Source organism: Citrobacter sp. CK194, assembly GCF_030333395.1.
Taxonomy (GTDB): Bacteria; Pseudomonadota; Gammaproteobacteria; order Enterobacterales; family Enterobacteriaceae; genus Citrobacter_B; species Citrobacter_B koseri.
The window spans coordinates 212,929-230,020 of record NZ_JAOWGA010000018.1 but is presented as its reverse complement, the minus strand read 5'-3'; the positions used below and the strand labels follow the sequence as shown (position 1 = coordinate 230,020).

At 51.5% G+C, this 17,092-nt stretch carries 16 protein-coding genes; 15 read left to right on the top strand and 1 reads right to left on the bottom strand.

Going from position 1 to position 17,092, the window contains the following annotated elements:
* The first annotated feature begins 105 nt into the window (after positions 1-105).
* The 8 genes from OGX80_RS12805 to OGX80_RS12770 all read left to right on the top strand — a co-directional run bounded on the left by OGX80_RS12805 (position 106) and on the right by OGX80_RS12770 (position 6,396).
* Positions 106-348, top strand: coding sequence for a YhdT family protein (locus tag OGX80_RS12805; RefSeq protein WP_012135393.1), 243 nt, complete (start codon positions 106-108; stop codon positions 346-348).
* Positions 338-1,789 (top strand): sodium/pantothenate symporter, encoded by a 1,452-nt coding sequence (gene panF, locus OGX80_RS12800; RefSeq protein ID WP_115181059.1) that lies wholly within the window; start codon positions 338-340, stop codon positions 1,787-1,789. The genes OGX80_RS12805 and panF overlap by 11 nt, the downstream gene beginning before the upstream one ends.
* A gap of 11 nt (positions 1,790-1,800) precedes the next feature.
* Complete coding sequence (prmA, locus tag OGX80_RS12795) at positions 1,801-2,682, top strand: 50S ribosomal protein L11 methyltransferase (RefSeq protein WP_047460904.1); 882 nt, start codon at positions 1,801-1,803, stop codon at positions 2,680-2,682.
* A 141-nt stretch (positions 2,683-2,823) separates the two neighbouring features.
* Positions 2,824-3,600 carry a carbonic anhydrase gene (locus tag OGX80_RS12790; RefSeq protein WP_115181058.1) on the top strand — a complete coding sequence of 259 codons (777 nt, stop codon included), beginning with the start codon at positions 2,824-2,826 and terminating at the stop codon, positions 3,598-3,600.
* A 292-nt stretch (positions 3,601-3,892) separates the two neighbouring features.
* Entirely contained in the window at positions 3,893-4,858 is a 966-nt protein-coding gene (gene dusB / locus OGX80_RS12785) for a tRNA dihydrouridine synthase DusB (protein ID WP_115181057.1), read from the top strand.
* Between the two features lie 23 nt (positions 4,859-4,881).
* Entirely contained in the window at positions 4,882-5,178 is a 297-nt protein-coding gene (gene fis / locus OGX80_RS12780; RefSeq protein WP_000462905.1) for a DNA-binding transcriptional regulator Fis, read from the top strand.
* A gap of 86 nt (positions 5,179-5,264) precedes the next feature.
* Entirely contained in the window at positions 5,265-6,149 is an 885-nt protein-coding gene (yhdJ, locus tag OGX80_RS12775; protein WP_115181056.1) for an adenine-specific DNA-methyltransferase, read from the top strand.
* An 82-nt stretch (positions 6,150-6,231) separates the two neighbouring features.
* The gene (locus OGX80_RS12770; RefSeq protein WP_047460895.1) at positions 6,232-6,396 is read left to right on the top strand and encodes a DUF2556 family protein; all 165 of its coding nucleotides are present in this window, start codon (positions 6,232-6,234) and stop codon (positions 6,394-6,396) included.
* A 52-nt stretch (positions 6,397-6,448) separates the two neighbouring features.
* Here the strand turns inward: OGX80_RS12770 and envR are convergent, their stop codons facing one another.
* The gene (gene envR / locus OGX80_RS12765) at positions 6,449-7,111 is read right to left on the bottom strand and encodes an acrEF/envCD operon transcriptional regulator (protein ID WP_110123633.1); all 663 of its coding nucleotides are present in this window, start codon (positions 7,109-7,111) and stop codon (positions 6,449-6,451) included.
* A gap of 406 nt (positions 7,112-7,517) precedes the next feature.
* On the opposite strand from envR, the gene OGX80_RS12760 reads away from it, so the two are divergent.
* The 7 genes from OGX80_RS12760 to OGX80_RS12730 all read left to right on the top strand — a co-directional run bounded on the left by OGX80_RS12760 (position 7,518) and on the right by OGX80_RS12730 (position 16,880).
* A complete protein-coding gene (locus OGX80_RS12760) occupies positions 7,518-8,675 on the top strand; it encodes an efflux RND transporter periplasmic adaptor subunit (RefSeq protein ID WP_115181055.1) in 1,158 nt (385 codons plus the stop codon).
* Positions 8,676-8,686: 11 nt separating this feature from the next.
* Positions 8,687-11,800, top strand: a complete 3,114-nt coding sequence (locus tag OGX80_RS12755; RefSeq protein ID WP_012135402.1) for an efflux RND transporter permease subunit — start codon at positions 8,687-8,689, stop codon at positions 11,798-11,800.
* Positions 11,801-12,069: 269 nt separating this feature from the next.
* Positions 12,070-12,291 (top strand): putative periplasmic lipoprotein, encoded by a 222-nt coding sequence (locus tag OGX80_RS12750; protein ID WP_012135403.1) that lies wholly within the window; start codon positions 12,070-12,072, stop codon positions 12,289-12,291.
* A gap of 433 nt (positions 12,292-12,724) precedes the next feature.
* Positions 12,725-13,750, top strand: coding sequence for an amino acid ABC transporter substrate-binding protein (locus tag OGX80_RS12745; protein WP_012135405.1), 1,026 nt, complete (start codon positions 12,725-12,727; stop codon positions 13,748-13,750).
* A 69-nt stretch (positions 13,751-13,819) separates the two neighbouring features.
* On the top strand, positions 13,820-15,001 hold the full coding sequence (locus tag OGX80_RS12740; RefSeq protein WP_058668172.1) for an amino acid ABC transporter permease: 1,182 nt from the start codon (positions 13,820-13,822) through the stop codon (positions 14,999-15,001).
* A gap of 9 nt (positions 15,002-15,010) precedes the next feature.
* Positions 15,011-16,114 (top strand): amino acid ABC transporter permease, encoded by a 1,104-nt coding sequence (locus OGX80_RS12735; RefSeq protein WP_115181054.1) that lies wholly within the window; start codon positions 15,011-15,013, stop codon positions 16,112-16,114.
* A gap of 7 nt (positions 16,115-16,121) precedes the next feature.
* Positions 16,122-16,880: an amino acid ABC transporter ATP-binding protein gene (locus tag OGX80_RS12730; protein WP_012135408.1), complete on the top strand. Its 759-nt coding sequence runs from the start codon at positions 16,122-16,124 to the stop codon at positions 16,878-16,880.
* Positions 16,881-17,092: the final 212 nt, after the last annotated feature.

The window sequence follows — 17,092 nt, the reverse complement described above, 5'->3', positions numbered from 1 at the left end:
CGTGCGTTAACTGAAAAAGGCCGGTTTTCCGGCCTTTTGTTTTTTTCCCTCCGGTACATCCCATAAGGTACAATCCCCGCTTTCTTCATCCACAAGGGACAAAAAATGGACACGCGTTTTGTTCAGGCCAACAAAGAGGCGCGTTGGGCGCTGTGGCTGACCCTTCTGTATCTGGCTGCGTGGTTGGTGACTGCTTACTTACCAGGCGCGGCACCCGGCATAACGGGCCTTCCACACTGGTTTGAAATGGCCTGCCTGCTGACGCCGCTTGTTTTCATTTTACTGTGCTGGGCTATGGTGAAATTTATCTATCGCGACATTCCTCTGGAGGACGATGATGCAGCTTGAAGTCATTCTGCCGCTTATCGCCTATCTGCTGGTGGTGTTTGGTCTGTCGGTCTATGCCATGCGAAAAAGGACGACGGGCACCTTCCTGAATGAGTATTTCCTCGGTAGCCGTTCGATGGGCGGAATTGTATTGGCGATGACGCTGACCGCCACCTACATCAGCGCCAGCTCATTTATCGGCGGCCCGGGCGCGGCCTATAAATACGGCCTGGGCTGGGTATTGCTGGCGATGATCCAGTTACCCGCCGTCTGGCTCTCGCTGGGTATTCTGGGTAAGAAGTTCGCTATTCTGGCGCGGCGCTACAACGCCGTCACCCTTAACGATATGCTGTTTGCCCGCTATCAAAGCCGTCTGCTGGTCTGGCTGGCAAGCCTCAGCCTGCTGGTGGCTTTCGTCGGGGCGATGACCGTACAGTTTATTGGCGGCGCGCGCCTGCTTGAGACCGCAGCGGGCATCCCCTACGAAACAGGGCTGTTAATCTTTGGCGTCAGCATCGCGTTGTATACCGCATTTGGCGGTTTTCGCGCCAGCGTGCTCAACGATACGATGCAGGGCATGGTCATGCTAATTGGCACCATCGTCCTGTTGGTCGGCGTGGTTCATGCGGCAGGCGGCCTCGGACACGCGGTCGAAACCCTGCAAATGATCGACCCGAAACTGGTGACGCCGCAGGGCGCGGATGACATTCTGTCACCGACCTTTATGACCTCATTCTGGGTGCTGGTGTGCTTTGGCGTGATCGGCCTGCCGCATACTGCCGTGCGTTGCATCTCCTATAAAGACAGTAAAGCGGTGCATCGCGGCATTATCATCGGCACGATTGTGGTGGCGATCCTGATGTTCGGTATGCACCTGGCGGGCGCGCTGGGGCGGGCGGTGATTCCTGACCTGACCGTACCGGATCTGGTCATTCCAACGCTGATGGTTAAGGTTCTGCCGCCGATTGCCGCCGGCATCTTTCTCGCCGCGCCGATGGCGGCCATTATGTCGACAATCAATGCCCAGTTGCTGCAAAGTTCCGCTACGATCATTAAAGATCTCTATCTGAATATTCGCCCGGAGCAAATGCATAACGAAACTCGCCTGAAGCGGATGTCAGCCATCATCACGCTGCTGTTAGGCGCGTTGCTGCTGCTCGCGGCCTGGAAACCGCCGGAAATGATTATCTGGCTTAACCTGCTGGCTTTCGGCGGCCTGGAAGCGGTGTTCTTATGGCCGCTGGTGCTGGGCCTGTACTGGGAGCGTGCAAACGCGACAGGCGCGCTAAGCGCCATGATCATTGGCGGCGTGCTGTATGCCGTGCTCGCCACCTTTAACGTTCAGTACCTGGGCTTTCACCCCATCGTGCCCTCGCTACTGCTCAGTTTATTGGCTTTTCTGGCCGGAAACCGTTTTGGTTCATCTGCCCAGCAAGCCACCTTATTGACTACTGATAAATAAAGAGTTTTGCCATGCCGTGGATCCAACTGAAACTGAATACGACCGGTACGAACGCCGAAGAACTTAGCGATGCGCTGGTGGAAACCGGCGCGGTCTCTGTGACCTTCCAGGACACGCACGACACGCCGGTATTTGAGCCGCTGCCAGGTGAAACGCGTCTGTGGGGTGATACCGACGTTATCGGCCTGTTCGATGCCGAAACCGACATGAAAGAGGTGGTGGCAATCCTTGAGCATCATCCGCTGCTGGGCGCGGGTTTCGCGCATAAGATTGAGCAACTGGAAGATAAAGACTGGGAACGCGAATGGATGGACAACTTTCACCCGATGCGCTTTGGCGAGCGTCTGTGGATTTGCCCGAGCTGGCGCGATGTACCGGATGAGAACGCCGTCAACGTCATGCTGGACCCGGGTCTGGCCTTCGGTACCGGCACGCATCCCACCACATCCCTCTGCCTGCAATGGCTCGACGGGCTTGATCTGAACGGTAAGACGGTGATCGACTTTGGCTGCGGTTCCGGCATCCTGGCGATTGCCGCATTAAAACTGGGCGCAGCGAAAGCTATCGGGATCGATATCGATCCGCAGGCGATCCAGGCCAGCCGTGATAACGCAGAGCGCAACGGCGTATCTGAGCGTCTGGAGCTCTATCTCCCCAAAGACCAGCCAGAAGCCATGAAAGCCGATGTGGTGGTCGCTAACATCCTGGCTGGCCCATTACGTGAACTGGCCCCGTTAATCAGCGTACTGCCCGTTGAGGGCGGTTTACTGGGGCTTTCCGGCATCCTGGCCAGCCAGGCGGAAAGCGTATGCGAAGCCTATACCGAACTCTTTACGCTCGACCCGGTGGTAGAGAAAGAAGAGTGGTGCCGCATTACCGGTCGTAAAAAATAATCAGTCCTTTCCGGCGTGGTCATCTGGCCACGCCTTTTTCACACGATTCGCTTTCCTCTCCTGCTCGTCACCGATACAATATTCTTTATAATTGATTGATTTATATAATGTTATATTGTTTTCAATTCATCGGGTAAATGCATGAAGTTAATTTCTTTGGCCACTGCCTTTCTGGCAATCTGTATGATGCCCGTCTCCGGTTCGGCAACTGACTGGAGCTATGAAGGCGACACCTCTCCCGCACACTGGGGTGAAATCAATAAAGCATACAAACTGTGCCAGACCGGGATGAGCCAGTCCCCTGTTGATATTCTCACCACGAATGAAATCCAGCTCCCGCCGCTTAACGTACAGTACATCGATCGCGCCGACATGCTCCTGAACGTTAACCACACTCTTCAGGCAACAATGAACCCCTATTCTTCTGCTTCCGCTCAGATTGACGATCAGCCTTATGCTTTAGCAGAATTTCATTTTCATGCCCCAAGTGAAAATACCATCAATGGTAAACACTATGCGATGGAGCTGCACCTGACGCACAAAAACCAGGAAGGTGAGATTGCCGTTGTTGCCGTCATGTTTGATATCGGTGAGCCAAATGAGGCAATTGAACGTTTATGGCAATCCATCCCGGCAATTCCGGGCGACAGCATACCGCTGCTTTCCCCCGTCGATATCAATCTGCTGTTGCCGGAAGACAGAACCTACTGGCGCTTTAGTGGCTCATTAACGACGCCTCCCTGTAGCGAAGGCGTAACCTGGATTGTCCTGAAACAGCCTATGACGCTTTCTGCCGGTCAACTGGAAAAATTTCGCCATACGATACACCCTGCCAACAATCGCCCTGTCCAGCCTTTGAATGGCCGCGTCATTAACGAATGGTCGATACCGACGCTTCGCGATCCTGTCCTGAAATGAGGCGGCGATCACACTATGAAACGATAATCTGCTGGTTAAATCAGCAGATTATGTTGTCCAGCCGTCAGCCATAGAAGAAAAAATGAGAAGTTACGCAAAATTGTAAGCGTATAAAAATTCGGCCTCATTTTATAACGCAATGATTTATAAAGTTAATTAATTCTCATCGTTCATCTTAACTGCGATTCTTTGATCCACCTCAGAGGATTGGTCAAAGTTTGGCCTTTCATCTCGTGCAAAAAATGCGTAATATACGCCGCCTTGCAGTCACAGTATGGTCATTTCTTAACTCATGCGCATCGGACAATACCAGCTTAGAAATCGCCTGATCGCAGCGCCCATGGCTGGCATTACTGACAGACCTTTTCGGACGCTGTGCTATGAGATGGGAGCAGGATTGACGGTATCCGAGATGATGTCTTCTAACCCGCAGGTTTGGGAAAGCGACAAATCTCGTTTACGGATGGTGCACGTTGATGAGCCAGGCGTTCGCACGGTGCAAATCGCCGGTAGCGACCCTGTTGAGATGGCCGATGCCGCACGTATTAACGTGGAAAGCGGCGCCCAGATTATTGATATCAATATGGGGTGTCCGGCTAAAAAAGTGAATCGCAAGCTCGCAGGTTCAGCCCTCTTGCAGTACCCGGATTTAGTGAAGTCGATACTAACCGAGGTCGTGAGTGCAGTGGACGTTCCTGTCACCCTGAAGATTCGCACCGGCTGGGCCCCGGAACACCGTAACTGCGTAGAGATTGCCCAACTGGCTGAAGACTGTGGCATTCAGGCTCTGACCATTCATGGACGCACCCGCGCCTGTTTGTTCAATGGAGATGCTGAATACGACAGTATTCGGGCAGTTAAGCAGAAAGTTTCCATTCCGATTATCGCGAATGGCGACATTACTGACCCGCATAAAGCCAGAGCTGTGCTCGACTATACGGGGGCGGATGCCCTGATGATAGGCCGCGCAGCTCAGGGAAGACCCTGGATCTTTCGGGAAATCCAGCATTATCTGGACACTGGGGAGTTGCTACCCCCCCTGCCTTTGGCAGAGGTTAAGCGCTTGCTTTGCGCGCATGTTCGGGAACTGCATGACTTTTATGGCCAGGCAAAAGGGTACCGAATTGCACGTAAACACGTCTCCTGGTATCTCCAGGAGCACGCTCCAAATGACCAGTTTCGGCGCACATTCAACGCCATTGAGGATGCCAGCGAACAGCTGGAGGCGTTGGAGGCATACTTCGAAAATTTTGCGTAATGAAATAAAGAGCTGACAGAACTATGTTCGAACAACGCGTAAATTCTGACGTACTGACCGTTTCTACCGTTAACTCTCAGGATCAGGTGACTCAAAAGCCCCTGCGTGACTCGGTTAAACAGGCACTGAAGAACTATTTTGCTCAACTGAACGGTCAGGATGTTAATGACCTCTATGAGCTGGTACTGGCTGAAGTAGAACAGCCCCTGTTGGACATGGTGATGCAATACACCCGTGGTAACCAGACCCGTGCTGCCCTGATGATGGGCATCAACCGTGGTACGCTGCGTAAAAAATTGAAAAAATACGGCATGAACTAATTTCGATTAGCTAATTGCTTGTTTAAAAAGGCGCTACTCGGCATGGGGAAGCGCCTTTTTTATTCGCGTCAGACAGGAGTTTGTTCATGAATGTCGGATTTGAGCCGCAATATTTTGGCGATGAATCGAAGAAGATCATTCACGGTGATGCGCTTTCAGAATTGAAAAAACTGCCCCCGGAAAGTGCCGATTTAATTTTTGCCGACCCGCCCTACAACATCGGAAAAAATTTTGATGGTCTGGTGGAGTCCTGGGACGAAGAGACCTTTTTGGCCTGGCTGTTTGAATGCATTGATGAGTGCCATCGGGTGCTGAAAAAACACGGCACGATGTACATCATGAACAGCACGGAGAACATGCCCTATCTCGACCTCAAATGCAGGAAACTGTTCGATATCAAAAGCCGCATCATATGGTCGTACGACAGCTCAGGCGTGCAGGCCAAAAAGTATTTTGGCTCAATGTATGAACCCATCCTGATGATGGTAAAAGATGCGAAGAACTATACGTTTAATCGTGATGACATCCTGGTTGAAACCAAAACCGGCGCAAAAAGAGCGTTGATCGATTACCGCAAAAATCCGCCCCAGCCCTACAACACGCAAAAAGTCCCCGGAAACGTCTGGGATTTTCCCCGCGTCCGCTACTTAATGGATGAGTATGAGAACCATCCCACGCAAAAACCCAGAGCGCTGTTGAGCCGGATCATCCTGGCCTCCTCAAACCCGGGCGACACGGTGTTAGATCCCTTCGCCGGAAGCTTCACGACGGGCGCCGTAGCCGTGGAAACCGGGCGAAAATTTGTCGGCATCGAAATCAACGATGAATACGTAAAAATGGGCATCAGAAGGCTGAACGTCACCTCTCACTATGCGGAAAACGAACTGGCAAAGGTGAAGAAGCGCAAGACAACAAACCTGTCCAAAAAGAGCCGAATGACCGAAATGACGGATACGTCTCAGGTGAAGTAAAAGCATTGTAAGTCTGCTTTTCTGCCACGTTGTTTCGTGTATATTCCTTGCACGCTTGGGCATGAATACACAGGATTTGGCAATGATTCGTAAGTATTGGTGGCTGGTTGTTTTCGCAGTCTCCGTTTTCCTTTTTGACGCATTACTCATGCAGTGGATCGAACTGATGACAACGGAATACGATAAATGCCGCAACATGAATTCGGTTAACCCGCTCAAACTCGTCAACTGCGCCGACCTTGAGTAGTACGCCAGCCAGTTCTATGCAAATTATGCCGACGCACAGTTAGGGATAACCGTTACGCTTCCCCGACCGGGTTGTTATTCTGCGTTAGTACCATCACATTGCCATTCGGAACTAACATTTTTAATACATTATCCACTAATTGCGGCGCCTGCTTATAGAGATCATAACTGGAAGGATTCATTAACCAGTTCTTTACGATCCCGCTAAAACTGCCATGAAGCACAATTAAATTGACCTCGACATCAAGACCGGTCGCAATCAGTCCTTTATTCATACATTGCTGTAATGCTTCACGCATTACCTGATAACTGAAGCCTATTTTTTCCCGAATATCCTGCTCTGATATCATATCATTATGAAATTCACATTTATGATATAAAATCTGCATTAATGCCTGTTGTCGGGGCACCTCAGCAATATATTGCAAAGCGGCAATCAGTTTTTCACGCAAATTCTGTAGCGGATTATCGCCCCCACACGTTGTTAACCTGTCCTGAATGAGATCGCGTAGCGGCGGTTGCTGACCCCATACCTCATTAAACAACTGCGTCTTGTTCTCAAAATGCCAATAGATAGCGCCCCGTGTAACATTCGCGGCGTCTGCAATATCGTTTAGCGTGGTGTTGCCGACCCCGTGCAAGGCGAACTGTACGATCGCTGTTTCAATCAAGTGTTGTCGGGTTCTGAGGGCGTCCGCTTTTGTTTTCCTGGCCATAATGAAGTGTGTCTGAAACCGAAGGATGACAGTAAATACTGTTCAGGGATAACGCGCAAATGTATCACTTCATTTTTATTTAAACGAGATCCCTCGTGTATTATTACGCACAATACATCCAAATAAATAATAAATACAAATGAATCAAATAAAACTATTCACCAAAAGAATGTATATTTCTATTTGTGTTAATGAAAGACAGGGTTTTACTTTTCCACCGCATTATGAAACGACAGGATATTAATCTTTTTTTGCTTTTACGTGCCGTGCATGACGACCGGAAATAAGTATTGCTTACATCACGAGCTGATAATTTGTAGGATAGCCAACTGCTATTTTATTTGTGCGCGTTAACGCCTTACCGTTATCCGGTAAATAACGAGCTTCGGTTTTCTAAGGAACAGTAATGACGAAACATGCCAGGTTTGCACTCCTGCCCTCATTCATCATAATCTCCGCTGCGTTACTCGCCGGTTGTAACGATCAGGGAGATACGCAAGCTCACCCTGCTGAGCCGCAAGTCACCGTCCACGTAGTCGAATCTGCTCCCTTAGCGGTGACGACCGAGCTGCCGGGGCGCACGACGCCATTTCGTATTGCGGAAGTCCGGCCTCAGGTCAGCGGCATTGTACTGAAAAGGAATTTCACCGAAGGTAGCGATATCGAAGCAGGCCAGTCGCTTTATCAGATTGACCCGGCGACTTATCAGGCTGATTACGACAGCGCCAAAGGCGAGCTGGCAAAAAGCGAAGCTGCCGCCGCCATTGCGCACTTAACGGTTAAACGCTACGTTCCGCTGGTTGGCACAAAATACATTAGCCAACAAGAGTACGACCAGGCCATCGCCGATGCTCGTCAGGCCGATGCCGCCGTTATCGCCGCAAAAGCCGCAGTAGAAAGCGCGCGCATCAACCTCGCCTACACCAAAGTGACTTCGCCGATCAGCGGCCGCATTGGTAAATCCAGTGTCACCGAAGGCGCGCTGGTGACCAATGGTCAGGCAACCGAACTGGCGACCGTGCAACAGCTTGATCCTATTTACGTTGATGTGACGCAGTCCAGCAGCGATTTTATGCGTCTCAGGCAGTCCGTCGAGCAGGGTAGCCTGCACAAAGACAACACCCGCAGCAACGTCGAGTTGGTAATGGAAAATGGTCAGGCGTACCCGCTGAAAGGCACGCTGCAATTTTCCGACGTTACGGTAGATGAAAGTACCGGTTCTATCACCCTTCGGGCTGTTTTCCCCAATCCTCAGCACACCCTGCTTCCCGGTATGTTTGTCCGCGCGCGAATTGATGAAGGCATTCAGCCCAATGCCATTCTCGTTCCACAGCAGGGCGTAACGCGTACGCCGCGTGGCGATGCGATGGTGATGCTCGTCAATGATAAAGATCAGGTTGAAGCGCGCGACGTTATCGCTACTCAGGCGATCGGCGATAAATGGTTAATCAGCAAAGGGTTGCAACCGGGCGACAAAGTTATCGTCAGCGGCTTGCAGAAAGCCCGCCCGGGCGAACAGGTTAAAGCCACCACCGATGCCCCTGCGGCGAATGCAGCGCAATAAGGTAACCGGACATGGCAAACTTTTTTATTAATCGCCCGATTTTTGCCTGGGTTCTGGCCATCATTCTCATGATGGCTGGCGCCCTGGCGATCATGCAGCTGCCCGTTGCGCAGTACCCGACCATCGCGCCGCCCGCCGTTGCGATTTCCGCAACCTATCCGGGAGCGGACGCGCAAACGGTGCAGGATACCGTAACGCAGGTTATCGAACAGAATATGAACGGTATCGATAACCTGATGTATATGTCGTCCACCAGCGACTCGTCCGGTAGCGTAACCATTACGTTGACGTTCCAGTCCGGCACCGACCCGGATATCGCACAGGTTCAGGTACAAAATAAACTGCAACTGGCCATGCCTTTGTTGCCGCAAGAAGTACAGCAGCAAGGTATCAGCGTCGAGAAATCAAGCAGTAGCTTCCTTCTGGTGGCCGGTTTTGTTTCCGACAATAAGAACCTGACGCAGGATGATATTTCCGATTATGTGGCGTCTAACGTTAAAGATACCATCAGCCGGACATCCGGCGTCGGCGACGTCCAACTGTTTGGCGCACAGTACGCGATGCGTATCTGGCTCGACAGCAATGCGTTAAACAAATACCAACTGACGCCGTTAGATGTTATTAACCAGCTGAAAACGCAGAACAACCAGATTGCCGCAGGCCAACTGGGCGGGACGCCTTCCATCCCGGGACAGCAGCTTAACGCCTCTATCATCGCGCAAACACGCCTGAAAACGCCTGAAGAGTTTGGCCGCATCACTCTGAAAGTGAATCAGGATGGTTCGATGGTCCATCTTAAAGATGTGGCCCGCATCGAACTTGGCGGCGAAAACTACAACATGGTGACGAAGATTAATGGCCAGGCGGCGACAGGCCTGGGTATTAAGCTGGCAACCGGCGCGAACGCGCTGGACACGGCGGCGGCCATTAAAGCGAAGCTTGCGGAACTACAGCCGTTCTTCCCGCAAGGGTTGAAAGTGGTCTACCCGTATGACACTACGCCGTTTGTGAAAATATCGATTCATGAAGTGGTGAAAACGCTGTTTGAAGCGATCATCCTCGTTTTCCTGGTCATGTATCTTTTCCTGCAAAACATACGTGCGACGTTGATACCGACCATTGCGGTACCGGTTGTACTGCTGGGTACATTCGCCATCCTGGCGGCGTTCGGTTTCTCTATTAATACGTTAACAATGTTCGGGATGGTGCTCGCCATCGGCTTGCTGGTCGATGACGCTATCGTCGTCGTGGAAAACGTCGAACGCGTGATGGTGGAAGAAAAGCTACCGCCCAAAGAAGCGACCCAGAAATCAATGTCGCAGATTCAGGGCGCGCTGGTGGGGATCGCGATGGTGCTTTCCGCCGTATTTGTGCCGATGGCCTTCTTTGGCGGCTCAACTGGCGCAATTTACCGCCAGTTCTCGCTGACTATCGTTTCTGCAATGGCGCTTTCTGTACTGGTTGCGCTCATCCTGACGCCTGCGCTTTGCGCCACGCTGCTTAAGCCTGCGTCTGCCGATCACCATGAAAAGAAAGGTGGCTTCTTCGGGTGGTTTAACACGCTGTTTGAGAAAAGCGTCGGGCATTACAGTAACAGCGTCAGCGGTATTTTGCGCAAGACCGGGCGTTATTTGCTGCTGTATGTCCTTATCGTCGGCGGCATGGCCATTTTGTTCCTGCGCTTACCCACCTCCTTCCTGCCAGAAGAAGATCAGGGCGTATTCATGACGATGGTGCAGTTACCGGCTGGCGCGACGCAGACGCGTACGCAGCAGGTGCTGGATCAGATTCAGAACTACTATCTGAACCAGGAAAAAGCCAACGTTGAATCCGTCTTTACCGTGAATGGTTTTAGCTTTAGCGGACAGGGGCAGAACTCCGGTATCGTCTTTATTAGCCTGAAGCCCTGGGAAGAACGCCCCGGCGAAGAAAATGGCGTAGAAGCGATCGTTGCCCGCGCAACCAGGGCATTCAGCCAGATAAAGGATGGTCTTGTCTTCCCGTTCAACCTGCCCGCGATTATTGAGCTGGGTACGGCAACGGGGTTTGACTTTGAACTGATCGATCAGGCGAACCTGGGCCACACGGAGCTCACCAAAGCCCGGAACCAGTTGCTGGGTATGATAAAAGAGCATCCTGACCTGCTGGTTCGCGTACGCCCTAACGGACTGGAAGATACGCCACAGTTCAAGCTGGATGTCGATCAGGAAAAAGCACAGGCTCTGGGAGTCAGCCTGTCAGACATCAACCAGACGATTTCCACCGCGCTTGGCGGCACGTACGTGAATGATTTCATCGATCATGGACGAGTGAAGAAAGTCTATGTCCAGGCGGATGCGCCGTTCCGCATGTTGCCCGGTGACATCAACAATCTGTATGTCCGTAGTGCAAACGGTGAAATGGTTCCGTTTTCCACCTTCAGTTCGGCACGGTGGATTTACGGCTCACCACGTCTGGAACGCTACAACGGTATGCCTTCAATGGAGCTGTTGGGTGAAGCGGCGCCCGGCAGAAGTACCGGGGAAGCGATGGCATTAATGGAAAGCCTGGCGGCAAAATTACCGAACGGTATTGGTCATGACTGGACAGGCATGTCGTATCAGGAGCGCCTCTCCGGCAACCAGGCTCCGGCGTTGTATGCAATCTCACTGATTGTGGTCTTCCTTTGCCTGGCTGCATTGTATGAAAGCTGGTCCATTCCGTTCTCCGTTATGCTCGTCGTACCGCTCGGTGTGGTCGGCGCATTGCTGGCCGCCTCGCTTCGCGGACTGAATAACGACGTTTACTTCCAGGTTGGCCTGCTCACAACCATTGGTCTTTCTGCTAAAAACGCCATCCTGATTGTGGAGTTTGCCAAAGATCTGATGGAGAAAGAGGGACGAGGGTTGATTGAGGCAACGCTTGAAGCGTCGCGTATGCGTTTACGCCCAATCCTGATGACATCTCTGGCGTTCATCCTCGGCGTTATGCCGCTGGTTATCAGTCATGGCGCAGGCAGTGGCGCACAAAATGCGGTGGGAACAGGGGTTATGGGAGGAATGCTGACGGCGACATTGCTGGCAATCTTCTTCGTTCCGGTCTTCTTTGTGGTCGTGAGACGTCGTTTTAACCGGCATCATGATTAACCACTAAAATTACGGCGCCCTCGGGCGCCTTTTTCCAAAATAATTATCCATTTATGTATTAAAAAGATAGTCATTTATTTTCCCTGCTATTTGCCAGACATGCACCGCTTAGCCATCCTTTTCTCCATTATTTTTACAATCCACATGAATTGAAATTATTCCATATGCGGGTGTCTTTTTAAGGCGTGATAAAATAGCGCCGGGTTCGCAGCTAGCGGAGCATTCGACTTTGCTGGATGTAGCGAAACGTTTATTTTTGAGGTAACACCATGAAAAGATTAATTCCTGTTGCATTGCTCACAACCTTGCTGGCGGGGTGTGCGCATGACTCTCCTTGCGTTCCGGTTTATGACGACCAGGGTCGTCTGGTTCATACCAATACCTGTATGAAGGGCACCACGCAGGATAACTGGGAAACAGCGGGGGCGATTGCCGGTGGCGCAGCCGCTGTCGCAGGCCTGACGCTGGGGATTGTTGCCCTGACGAAATAGGTTTTATTAAAAGCGCGGCAACCCGCGCTTTTAATATAAGACAAAGCTCTGGACAATCGATTTATTATTAATCATCAATTATAGATTTCTCTCACATATCTACTCTATAAGATTGGCGCTTTTCATTATTCTGTCTTAGTGAAACTGCATTTATCATACTTATCCTGCCGATATTAACGGGCGAAATCGTTATTCCGCACAGCGCCCGTAAATTTAAATATTTTGCTCCAAAATGTGGCTTACGTTTCATTTTCGCACCATTTCAGGGCGCTGCATTTATTTTTTCCTGTCTACACTCTGCATATTGCGTCGAGCATTCGTTCGCAAAACCTGGCACTACCTTTGCTTAAAAGAGTATGGCCAAAGCCACAGACAGGTAAAGACGTTCCAGAACGTCTCTCTATAACGATAATTTCTCCACACAGGATGCATTATGAAAAAGATGATGATAGCCAGCCTGGCTGCGGTCGGCGTGCTGCTTGCTGTTGCAAATCAAGCGCATGCTGGCGCAACACTGGATGCCGTAAAGAAAAAAGGATTCGTACAATGTGGGATCAGTGACGGCCTGCCTGGTTTTTCTTATGCAGATGCAAGCGGTAAATTCACGGGTATTGACGTCGATGTTTGTCGTGGCGTTGCCGCAGCCGTCTTTGGCGATGATACAAAAGTAAAATATACCCCACTCACTGCAAAGGAACGCTTCACCGCCTTGCAATCCGGCGAAGTCGATCTGTTATCCCGTAATACAACCTGGACCTCTTCACGCGACGCAGGTATGGGCATGTCATTCACTGGCGTGACGTATTACGACGGGATTGGTTTCCTGACGCATAACAAAGCGGGGTTAAAAAGCGCTAAAGAGCTGGACGGCGCCACCGTCTGTATACAGGCTGGCACGGATACCGAACTGAACGTGGCCGATTATTTTAAAGCCAACAAAATGAAATACACCCCGGTCACCTTTGATCGCTCTGATGAGTCAGCCAAAGCGCTGGAATCGGGCCGCTGTGACACGCTGGCTTCTGACCAGTCTCAGTTATATGCCCTGCGAATCAAGCTGAGCGACCCTGCCGAATGGATCGTCTTGCCTGAAGTCATCTCGAAAGAGCCTCTGGGGCCCGTTGTGCGCCGTGGTGATGATGAGTGGTTTTCTGTCGTCCGCTGGACGCTGTTCGCTATGCTGAATGCTGAAGAAATGGGAATTAACTCGCAGAACGTAGATGAGAAAGCGGCGAATCCGGCAACACCGGACATGGCGCATTTGTTGGGCAAAGAAGGGGATTACGGTAAGGATCTGAAACTGGATAACAAATGGGCCTACAACATCATTAAACAGGTTGGTAACTACGCGGAGATCTTTGAACGTAACGTGGGATCGGAAAGCCCGCTGAAGATCAAACGAGGCCAGAACAATCTCTGGAATAACGGCGGCATTCAGTACGCACCACCCGTACGCTAAGCCGTTGTGATGTAACGGGCGCCGCACCTGCGGCGCTCAGCCCAGAGTTATGGTTACCGAGGTTTTCTTATGTCCCATCGCCGCTCAACCGTGAAAGGAATGCTCTCCTTTTCTAACCCTGCGGTCCGCGCCTGGTTATTTCAAATACTCGCCGTTATTGCGGTTGTCAGTGTTGCGGTCTATTTAATTCATAATACGATTAACAATCTGAGCAGCCGGGGGATTACCTCAGGATTCGCGTTTCTCGATCGCAGCGCCGGGTTCGGTATTGTTCAGCACCTGATCGACTACGAGCAAGGGGATACATATGGCCGCGTCTTTCTGGTCGGCTTGCTCAATACCCTGTTGGTCTCCGCACTGTGTATTGTTTTTGCGTCATTTTTAGGTTTTTTCCTCGGCCTTGCACGCCTGTCGGATAACTGGTTATTGCGTAAGTTATCGACCATTTACATCGAAACCTTTCGCAATATTCCGCCATTGCTGCAAATCTTCTTCTGGTACTTTGCCGTCCTGCGTAATTTACCCGGGCCACGGCAGGCGGTCAGCGCGCTGGATTTGGTTTTTCTGAGTAATCGGGGACTCTATATTCCGGCACCACAGCTGGGTGAAGGCGTTATCGCTTTTTGTGTGGCAATCCTTCTGGCGATCGTCATCTCCACTGGGCTCTTTCGCTTCAATAAAACGCACCAGATTAAGACGGGGCAATTGCGCCGAACATGGCCTACGGCGTTGGCGCTCATCGTGCTATTGCCGGCTGTCGCTCAGTGGCTATTTGGCGCGGCGCTACACTGGGATGTGCCTGAGTTACGCGGGTTTAACTTCCGGGGAGGAATGGCATTAATTCCAGAACTGGCTGCGTTGACGCTGGCGCTTTCGGTATACACCTCGGCATTTATTGCTGAGATCATCCGTTCCGGTATCCAGGCGGTTCCCCACGGCCAGCATGAAGCCGCGCGTTCACTGGGCCTCCCTAATCCGGTAACGCTACGCCAGGTCATCATTCCCCAGGCACTGCGCGTGATCATTCCTCCATTGACCAGCCAGTATCTGAATATCGTGAAGAACTCATCGCTTGCCGCCGCTATCGGCTACCCGGATATGGTTTCCCTGTTTGCCGGAACGGTACTAAACCAGACGGGTCAGGCCATTGAAACCATCGCCATCACCATGTCGGTATATCTGATCATCAGCCTCAGTATTTCCCTGCTGATGAATATTTATAACCGCCGTATCGCCCTGATTGAGCGCTAAGGAACCATGATGACAAAAGTTCTTCTGTCTCATCCCATGCGCCCGGCCAATAACGGCGCAGGTCGCATAATTTTGTGGGTACGTAAAAATCTCTTTTCCAGCTGGTCCAATAGTCTGCTAACCCTTTTTTGTCTGTGGCTCATGTGGATACTCATTCCCCCCTTGCTGAACTGGGCGTTTCTACAGGCTAACTGGGTGGGTTCGACGCGTGCTGATTGTACGAAAGCAGGTGCCTGCTGGGTATTTATCCACGAACGTTTTGGTCAGTTTATGTATGGGCTTTATCCACATGACCAACGCTGGCGCATCAACCTGGCATTACTTGTTGGTCTGGCCTCCATTGTGCCGATGTTCTGGAAAGCAATGCCCCGTCGCGGGCGCTATATCGCCGCATGGACGGTTATCTATCCCATTGTTGTCTGGTGGCTGATGTATGGCGGTTTCTTCGGGCTGGAGCGGGTAGAAACACGGCAATGGGGAGGATTAACACTCACGTTGATCATCGCTTCCGTCGGTATTGCAGGTGCCCTTCCTCTGGGAATTTTGCTGGCGCTGGGCCGTCGCTCTCATATGCCGATCGTTCGGATGCTCTCCGTTATCTTTATCGAGTTCTGGCGAGGCGTACCGTTAATCACCGTGCTGTTTATGTCTTCGGTCATGCTGCCGCTGTTTATGTCGGAAGGAACCAGTATCGACAAACTTATCCGGGCGCTGGTCGGGGTGATCCTTTTTCAGTCTGCCTACGTCGCAGAGGTCGTACGCGGAGGGTTACAGGCATTACCGAAAGGGCAGTATGAGGCCGCGGAATCTCTGGCGCTCGGGTACTGGAAAACCCAGGGACTGGTCATTCTCCCCCAGGCGTTGAAGCTGGTAATCCCGGGTCTGGTGAACACCATTATCGCCCTGTTTAAAGATACCAGCCTGGTGATCATTATCGGTTTATTTGACCTTTTCAGTAGCGTTCAGCAGGCGACTGTTGACCCTGCATGGCTGGGGATGTCGACCGAAGGGTATGTTTTTGCCGCACTGATTTACTGGATTTTCTGCTTCAGCATGTCGCGTTACAGCCAGCATCTGGAGAAACGTTTTAACACCGGGCGTACGCCGCACTGAGGATTTTATGAGCCAATTATTAATTCAACCTGCCGACGCGATGATCACGCTGGAAAACGTCAATAAATGGTACGGTCAGTTTCATGTTCTGAAAGACATTAATCTGAACGTGAAACAGGGGGAGCGTATCGTGCTGTGTGGCCCTTCCGGCTCGGGTAAATCCACGACCATTCGCTGTATTAATCATCTGGAGGAACATCAACAAGGACGGATTGTGGTAGACGGTATTGAACTCAATGAAGACATTCGCAATATCGAGCGGGTAAGACAGGAAGTCGGTATGGTGTTCCAGCACTTCAACCTCTTCCCACATCTGACGGTACTGCAAAACTGTACTCTGGCGCCGATTTGGGTGCGGAAGATGCCAAAGAAAGAAGCTGAAGCACTGGCGATGCATTACCTGGAACGTGTGCGCATCGCTGAGCACGCCCATAAGTTTCCAGGGCAGATTTCCGGCGGGCAACAGCAGCGCGTGGCTATTGCACGTTCGCTATGCATGAAGCCCAAAATTATGCTGTTTGATGAGCCGACTTCCGCGCTGGATCCTGAGATGGTGAAAGAGGTGCTGGATACCATGATTGGTCTGGCACAGTCCGGGATGACAATGCTTTGCGTCACCCACGAAATGGGCTTTGCCCGAACGGTAGCAGACAGGGTGATCTTTATGGATCGTGGTGAAATTGTTGAGCAGGCGCCACCGGAAGAGTTCTTTGCCCATCCTAAATCAGAGCGCACCCGGGCGTTTTTATCGCAAGTCATTCACTAACTGCCTGGTGGCGCTGCGCTTATCAGGTGGAACGCGAGCCGGATAAGGCACCGCCGCCATCCAGCAGTTCTCAGGGCGCGTAAACGCAAAAAGACCCGATCTTTCGACCGGGCCCTTCGCTTGATTTGATGTCTGGCAGTTCCCTACTCTCGCATGGGGAGACCCCACACTACCATCGGCGCTACGGCGTTTCACTTCTGAGTTCGGCATGG